This window comes from Novosphingobium sp., from assembly GCF_036733805.1.
Taxonomy (GTDB): Bacteria; Pseudomonadota; Alphaproteobacteria; order Sphingomonadales; family Sphingomonadaceae; genus Novosphingobium.
The window spans coordinates 1-7,022 of record NZ_DAIMZT010000031.1 but is presented as its reverse complement, the minus strand read 5'-3'; the positions used below and the strand labels follow the sequence as shown (position 1 = coordinate 7,022).

Annotated in this window: 11 protein-coding genes; 10 read left to right on the top strand and 1 reads right to left on the bottom strand. The window is 60.1% G+C overall.

The window, feature by feature from the left end:
- The 6 genes from V7D69_RS09095 to V7D69_RS09070 all read left to right on the top strand — a co-directional run.
- A partial coding sequence (locus tag V7D69_RS09095) for a molybdopterin dinucleotide binding domain-containing protein (protein ID WP_333605618.1) occupies nt 1–350 on the top strand: 350 nt, incomplete at its 5' end.
- Nucleotides 347–589: a formate dehydrogenase subunit delta gene (locus tag V7D69_RS09090; protein ID WP_333605617.1), complete on the top strand. Its 243-nt coding sequence runs from the start codon at nt 347–349 to the stop codon at nt 587–589. The genes V7D69_RS09095 and V7D69_RS09090, both read left to right, overlap by 4 nt.
- Nucleotides 590–1,054: 465 nt before the next feature.
- The gene (locus V7D69_RS09085) at nt 1,055–1,342 is read left to right on the top strand and encodes a CopG family ribbon-helix-helix protein (RefSeq protein ID WP_324060790.1); all 288 of its coding nucleotides are present in this window, start codon (nt 1,055–1,057) and stop codon (nt 1,340–1,342) included.
- A complete protein-coding gene (locus tag V7D69_RS09080) occupies nt 1,339–1,623 on the top strand; it encodes a type II toxin-antitoxin system RelE/ParE family toxin (RefSeq protein WP_324060791.1) in 285 nt (94 codons plus the stop codon). The genes V7D69_RS09085 and V7D69_RS09080 overlap by 4 nt, the downstream gene beginning before the upstream one ends.
- Nucleotides 1,624–1,747: 124 nt before the next feature.
- On the top strand, nt 1,748–2,026 hold the full coding sequence (locus V7D69_RS09075; RefSeq protein WP_324060792.1) for an antitoxin of toxin-antitoxin stability system: 279 nt from the start codon (nt 1,748–1,750) through the stop codon (nt 2,024–2,026).
- On the top strand, nt 2,023–2,307 hold the full coding sequence (locus V7D69_RS09070; RefSeq protein ID WP_324060793.1) for a type II toxin-antitoxin system RelE/ParE family toxin: 285 nt from the start codon (nt 2,023–2,025) through the stop codon (nt 2,305–2,307). Before V7D69_RS09075 ends, V7D69_RS09070 begins: the two co-directional genes overlap by 4 nt.
- A 40-nt stretch (nt 2,308–2,347) precedes the next feature.
- Here the strand turns inward: V7D69_RS09070 and V7D69_RS09065 are convergent, their stop codons facing one another.
- On the bottom strand, nt 2,348–2,962 hold the full coding sequence (locus tag V7D69_RS09065) for a DUF4274 domain-containing protein (RefSeq protein WP_324060794.1): 615 nt from the start codon (nt 2,960–2,962) through the stop codon (nt 2,348–2,350).
- A 298-nt stretch (nt 2,963–3,260) separates the two neighbouring features.
- Between V7D69_RS09065 and mutM the strand changes: the two genes are divergently transcribed.
- The 4 genes from mutM to V7D69_RS09045 all read left to right on the top strand — a co-directional run bounded on the left by mutM (nt 3,261) and on the right by V7D69_RS09045 (nt 6,982).
- Complete coding sequence (gene mutM / locus V7D69_RS09060) at nt 3,261–4,073, top strand: bifunctional DNA-formamidopyrimidine glycosylase/DNA-(apurinic or apyrimidinic site) lyase (protein ID WP_333605616.1); 813 nt, start codon at nt 3,261–3,263, stop codon at nt 4,071–4,073.
- A 145-nt stretch (nt 4,074–4,218) separates the two neighbouring features.
- Nucleotides 4,219–4,479 carry a 30S ribosomal protein S20 gene (gene rpsT, locus V7D69_RS09055; protein ID WP_324060796.1) on the top strand — a complete coding sequence of 87 codons (261 nt, stop codon included), beginning with the start codon at nt 4,219–4,221 and terminating at the stop codon, nt 4,477–4,479.
- Between the two features lie 531 nt (nt 4,480–5,010).
- Nucleotides 5,011–6,444, top strand: a complete 1,434-nt coding sequence (gene dnaA / locus V7D69_RS09050) for a chromosomal replication initiator protein DnaA (RefSeq protein ID WP_333605615.1) — start codon at nt 5,011–5,013, stop codon at nt 6,442–6,444.
- Between the two features lie 112 nt (nt 6,445–6,556).
- A complete protein-coding gene (locus V7D69_RS09045) occupies nt 6,557–6,982 on the top strand; it encodes a DUF983 domain-containing protein (protein WP_324063832.1) in 426 nt (141 codons plus the stop codon).
- The last annotated feature ends 40 nt before the right edge of the window (nt 6,983–7,022 follow it).

Below are 7,022 nucleotides of genomic sequence, written 5' to 3'. Positions count from 1 at the left end.
CGAACGAGGCGTGGCATCACGAGGATCGTCTGGAAATTCACCCTCACGATGCCGAGAACCGCGGCATTCACGATGGCGACTGGGTCTCCCTGCGCAGCCGTGCTGGCGAAACCACGCTGCGTGCGCTCATCACTGAGCGGGTAGCTCCAGGCGTTGTCTACACGACGTTCCATCACCCGGACACCCAGGCCAATGTCATCACCACCGACTATTCGGACTGGGCCACCAATTGCCCCGAATACAAGGTGACGGCCGTGCAGGTGATGCCCTCCAACGGGCCCTCCGAATGGCAAAAGAGCTATCGCGCCCAGGCCGAACACAGCCGCCGCATAGAAGAGCCTGCCGAGTGAGTGCGAGCATGATGAGCACTGACGAGCGGCTTGCCTACATGGCGGGACAGATCCTGCGCAACTTCGCCTCCAAGGGGCCGGAGGAGGCCATCGCGGCCACCACGGAGCATCTCGCGCAGTTCTGGGACCCCAGCATGAAGGGGCGGGCCTTCGCCATGCTGGATGATTCGGGCGCTGCTCTTGCCCAAGACGTGCGCGAGGTCTTCACCCGCCTGCGGGAGGGGCAAGCGGCGGCATAAATTCGATCGGCCACTGCTTCGCCGACATTGCCGACCTTCCCGTGAACAGCCGAGCCCTCCGGAGCGCGCTTCACATGGTGACACCTCAGGTTGACACGGTTGACACTGTCCAGGGAGCAAAGTGTCACCTTGTGAAGCGTGCTCCGGAGGGCATCAGGACAGAAATCCAACGATTCAAAGAGCGATTTCGACGTTGGCAGAACCGGGGCAAGTAGGACAATGCTTCCGGCAGCTATCGCGATTTTCGTTCGGAAGCGGCCGTCCCGGATGCGCCGACATTGCGGACATTCGAGAAGCCTACTGTTTCCTCGCAAGCGGACCCTGGCGGCTATCGCCTGATTTCCGTGTATCCATGAATGGCAGCAGGTTGGCTGCCAGCCCGTTTGTTGCCGTCGCAAAAATCTTTCCCATTCACACTGGTGGTGCTACTGTGCACACTCCTTGTAACACATGGAGTTGTTCAGCATGGGCGAAGCCACGTTTACCTTCCGGGTCGATGAAGCCCTGAAAAGCGCCTTTGCCGATGCCGCCAAGGCCCATGACCGCACCGGTGCGCAACTCATCCGCGATTTTATGCGGGCCTATGTAGCTGGCGAGCGTGAAGCGGCCGAGCATGACGCCTGGTTTCGGCGGCAAGTTCAGATTGGCTTGGATTCCGCCAATGCCGGACGGCTCATCGCGGCTGCGGAAGTTGAAGCGAAGTTCGCGGCACGCCGCGCCGCTACCCGGCAGCGGCTCACCGATTCCGAATGAAAGCTGTTTATTGGACGCTCGAAGCGACGCAGGACCGCGACTATATCTATGATCGGATCGAGGCCGACAATCCGGCTGCGGCCGCCGAGCTGGACGAACTATTCGAGCGGAAATCCGCGTCTTTGGCTGAGCATTCCGCGTTGGGCCGTCCCGGTCGTGTGACCAGGACGCGTGAGTTGGTTGTGCATCGCAACTATATCCTGGCCTATGACTTGGCGGGCGATGAGGTCCGCATCCTGCGCGTGTTGCACGCACGCCGTCAGTGGCCGTCTATCCTGTAGTGAGTGTAATTCACCTGATTTCCGTCAGAATGATCCATACACGTTTTTGAAGGACGCCCGCCTGCCTTGCGGCCCTGGTAGTGATGATGTATATACCATGTCATTACTCAACGGAGTTGCGATCATGGCCAAGGAAGCCGTTTTCACGATGAAGCTGGAAGCCGATCTGCGGGCGGATTTCATGGCCGAGACAGATGCCCTCCATCGACCGGCCTCGCAGGTCGTGCGGGAACTCATGCGGGAATTTGTCGAGCGCCAACGCATGAAGCGTGAACATAGCGCCTTTGTCGAGCGCAAGGTCGCTCTGGCTCGCACGTCGATGCAGGCGGACCGAGGTTATGGCAATGACGAGGTTGAAGCGGAGTTCGCCAACCGCCGCGCGCGCGTTTCCAATCAAGCGTGAAAGTTCTCTGGACGCCGGAGGCGCGCCAGGACCGCGCCGATATATGGGACTATCTCCTGGCGCGCGATGGCGCCGCTGCCGTCAGGATTGATGACCTGTTCAGTGAGGCCGTTGCCCGACTTGCCGATTTCCCGATGCTAGGCCACGAAGGCGAAGTGCCCGGAACGCGCGAACTCACGCCGCACAGCAGTTACCGATTGGTCTATGAGATTTACGGCGACACCATTTGGGTTCTCACCATCATTCATACCAAGCGCCAATGGCCACCGCTGCGCGATTGAGGGCGGTTCGCCGCTTTTCACCTGATTGCCGGACGTAGGTTTAGCTCCGCAGCCAAGATGGAAGCAGGCGCAACACCGCTTGTTCGACCTGTCTGACACTTTCCATAATTGCGATAGACAGGGGAGTGTCACCGGGAAGTTCATAATCAAAGGAATGACGAAAATCTTCAGGGTAACGCGAATAAAATTTCGCATCGTTTACGACCCTGTGACCACGGCGCTCGCGGATAAGGTGTGGATGGGCGTGGAAGCTGGGATTTTCTAGTCGCTTTTCTTCAGCCGCAAGGTCGACATAGTCCTTCTTCATCCATGTGTCAGGAACATAGGCAATCTTAGACCGCGTATAACCTCCCGCGCCAACACGACCTGCTATGTAGGCGCAGATTTTCTTATTGAGATAGGAGAAGCCATTCGGTCTTTCTGAACTCAATCCCTCTTTGTCGAGCCAGTACGCCGGTTCCCCCTTCCAGAAAATGGTCAGTGCCGTCGCTACGTCGCACTCGGCCTGCCGGACGATCCAATCCAGCAAGTAGAGGGGCTTACTCCAGTTAAAATCCAGTGCAACCCGATGCCAGTCTTCCGGGCCAGCGCTTTCAAGCCAAGCGATGTTTGTGGCAAGATGATTGCGCTCTTCTTCGTCCAAATCATCCATCATTGCACACACTCCTCAGAAGGTTCGTGCTTAGTAGACCACCAAACTTAAACTTTCATTCTATCCAAGCACAACCATGCTGACGACAATCACATGATTCCGACAGGCTGCGGTCGATAATGGCGGAACTCCTAAGTTCGACATTGTTGCTGCAGGCCGTTCACCCCGGAATGGCCGAAAAACACCGTCGGAATGAAAAAGTGTCCAGCAACAGAGTTTCGGGGGTTTCCCGTCAGCCCCGCAACTGGCCGTATCCCCGCCCCCATGACAGCCGCCATCAATCCCGCTAACGCAGCGCCACATGCCAGAGCTTCCCGAAGTTGAAACCACCGTGCGTGGCCTTGCCCGTTTCCTGGAAGGGGAGCGGATTGCGCGCGTGCGGGTCAACCGGCCGGACTTGCGCCGTCCCTTCCCTGTCGACCTGGTGCAGGTGCTCACCGGGGCCCGGGTCACCACGCTGGGGCGGCGCGCCAAGTACGGGTTGATTCATACCGATCGCGGGCAAACCATGGTCTTCCACCTCGGCATGTCGGGGCGCTGGCGGATCGAGCCGGAACAACCCGATAAGCACGATCATCTGGTGCTCGAAACCGGCGCAGGCCACGCCCTTGCGCTCAACGATGCCCGGCGCTTCGGCTCGGTGGACCTGGTGGCGACGGACGCGCTCGAATCGTGGGGACCTTTCGCGCAGCTCGGCCCTGAACCTCTCGGCCCCGATCTGACGCCCGAGCACCTGAAACAGACCTTCCGGAACCGCATTGCCCCGATCAAGCAGCTGCTGTTGGATCAGACTATCGTTGCCGGGCTGGGCAATATCTACGTGTGTGAGGCGCTGTTCCGGTCCGGTATCCGACCTGACAAGGAGGCGGAGCGCGTCTCGGCGCGCGCCCTCACCCGGCTGGTTTCCGCCATCCGCGAGGTGCTGGGCGAAGCAATTGCGGCCGGCGGCTCCACCATCCGCGATTACGCGCAGCCTTCAGGCGAACTGGGGTATTTCGCCGCGTCGTGGCAAGTCTATGGGCGTGAGGGACAGCCCTGCCGGTGCGGCTCTCCGGTTCTGCGCTTCATTCAGGGCGGGCGAAGCACGTTCTGGTGCCACAAGTGCCAGAAATAGGCGGTTTCACGCCCGACGGCCGGGTTGACGGAGGGCGGTCCTACCGTTAAGGGGCGCGCTTTCGGCGAGTCCGCTCGCTATTACGAGATTCGACAGGCAATGGGCCGCCCGGTGACAGCTTGGCCGGCCAGACAGAGGAAATTCGATGGCCAATACGCCGCAAGCCCGCAAGCGCATCCGTCGCAATGAGCGCCGTGCGGAAATCAATATCAATCGCGTCAGCCGCATCCGCACTTTCGTGAAGAAGGTGGAAGCGGCGCTGGCGGGTGGCGACAAGGCGGCCGCCGCCGAAGCACTCAAGGCAGCCCAGCCTGAACTGGCGCGGGGCGTGGCCCGGGGCGTGCTCCACAAGAATACCGCGGCGCGCAAGATGTCGCGCCTGACCAAGCGCGTCGCCGCGCTCTGAGTCGCAACCTGAGTCGATACTCGGGAGCGGTTCCCAGGTAACGGCATCCAGCACGAAACAGGAACGGAACCGGAGAGTTAATCTCCGGTTCCGTTTTTCGTTCCGTGCTGCATTGCATTATTAATTTCGGCAACCGTAGGGAAACCGAGCGATTCGTCGCATTGCGACGCAGAAAGCATTGATTCTAAATCATAAAAAGAATTTTCGCCAAAATTCGGCAGCGATCCGTGTGTCAACAGCGATAATTTTTTTTATTTGGTCAGGCATCTATTGCCTGCGGCGTGAACCGCTTTCAAAAGGGTCATCGGCCGTTGCGGAACTGGCCGGGGAAGCATCGAAAGTGTGTAAAGCAACGATCGTAAGCATGCGCTTGCGGTTGGGGGTGGATTTTACCCTGCTTCGATGAGAGCCGGTTCTGCTGCGCGCCGTGGGGCAGAGCGGCAGACAGGGGAGTTCGAGCCAGTGTCAACTTCTTCATCGGGCCAAGGCGCAAATCAGGCGAACAGGAAATCAAAGGCTGTGCGAGTGGTGATGGAAGAGGATCAGGAAGCCGTGAATCTGGCGGCCGACTGGGCAGACATCAGCCAGGGCTTGCGCAAGGACCTGGGACATCAAGTCTATAGCCAATGGATCAAGCCGATCCAGCCGGGCAATTACTGCAAGGAAACCGGCACGCTCGACTTGTATCTGCCCACCGAATTTTCCGCCAACTGGGTATCGGACCGCTTTGCGGATCGCCTCTCGCTGGCATGGAAGATCGCCCGCCCCGATGTGCGGCATGTGCGCATTCTCGTTCATCCGGGCCGTCGGCAACTGCCGGAGCTGCGCCTGGGTAGCGGCGGGCGCCCCGGCAGCGCGCCGGCCAATGATTCCGCGCAAGGAACGACCGATCCGCTATCAGCGGCGCTTGCGGGTGAGGCATTCGCCTCTTTGGGACAGGGCCCCGCCGGAATCGACGCCTCGCAGACCTTCACGACTTTCGTGACCGGCACGGCGAACGTGCTGGCCTTCAACGCCGCACAGCGGATGGCGGCGGCCGAAAAGCCGCAGTTCTCCCCGCTCTACCTCAAGGCGGCGACGGGGCAGGGCAAAACGCATCTGCTTCACGCCATCGGCCACGCCTATCTGGCCAGCCACCCGCATGCGCGCATCTTTTACTGCTCGGCCGAGCGCTTCATGGTGGAGTTCGTACAGGCTCTGCGCCAGAACCAGATGATCGAGTTCAAGGCCCGCTTGCGCGGCTTTGATCTGCTGCTGGTGGACGACATTCAGTTCATCATCGGCAAGGCCAGCGCGCAGGAGGAACTGCTTTATACGATCGATGCGCTGTTGGCCGAAGGCAAGCGCCTGGTCTTCGCCGCGGATCGGGCGCCGCAATCGCTTGACGGGGTGGAACAGCGCTTGTTGAGCCGCCTATCGATGGGCCTCGTCGCCGATATTCAACCGGCCGACATCGAACTGCGCCGCGCGATCCTGGAAAACCGCCTCACGCGATTCGCCTCGATCGAAGTGCCTGCAGACGTGATCGAATTTCTCGCCCGCACCATCAATCGCAATGTGCGCGAGTTGGTGGGCGGCCTCAACAAACTGATCGCCTATGCTCAGCTTACGGGGCAAGCCGTGTCGTTGCAGCTGGCTGAAGAACAACTGACCGACATTCTTTCAGCTAACCGCCGGCGCATCACCATCGATGAGATCCAGCGCACGGTCTGCCAGTTCTACCGCATCGACCGCACGGAAATGAGCTCGAAACGGCGAGCCCGCGCGGTAGTGCGCCCGCGCCAGGTGGCGATGTACCTCGCCAAGGTGCTCACCCCCCGTTCCTATCCGGAGATCGGTCGCAAGTTCGGCGGGCGCGATCACTCCACGGTGATTCACGCGGTTCGCTTGATCGAGGAACTGCGCACGCGCGATGCCGATATGGACGGAGATGTACGCTCGCTGCTGCGCCAGCTGGAAAGTTGATACTCTCCACCGGTTTTCAACAACATTCTACAGGATTGCGTACAGGGGATGAGCTGGCATATCCCCCGCAATTCCCCTTCCATCGCCGCTTGTTAAGCACTACATGCGCGCGATGAACTCTTCCTCCGGCTCCTCCGCCTTGTTGCCAGTCAGCTTCTGGGATGCCTCCCTACGCGGCATTCGCTGCAAGTGCCCTCGCTGCGGCGAAGGCCACCTGTTCCGCAAGTGGCTGAAGCCGCTTGATCGCTGCGCGGTCTGTACGCTTGACCTCACCCCGCAGCGGGCAGACGATTTTCCCGCTTACATCGCAATTCTCGTCACCGGCCACTTGATCGCACCGCTGATCGTCGCGCTCTCGCTGGATTTCGAACTCGGCCCACTCGCGATGACCGCTATTCTAGTGCCGCTGGCGCTGGTGATGATGCTGGGCATGCTGCAACCAGCCAAGGGCGCCGTTATCGCGGCGCAATGGTGGTTTGGGCTGCACGGATTCGTCAAGGAACGCCTGCCCGCGGATAAAGCGTCCGACGCGGCATGACCTCTGCGGGAAATGACCCTTTCCTCTGATCGGCTCACCC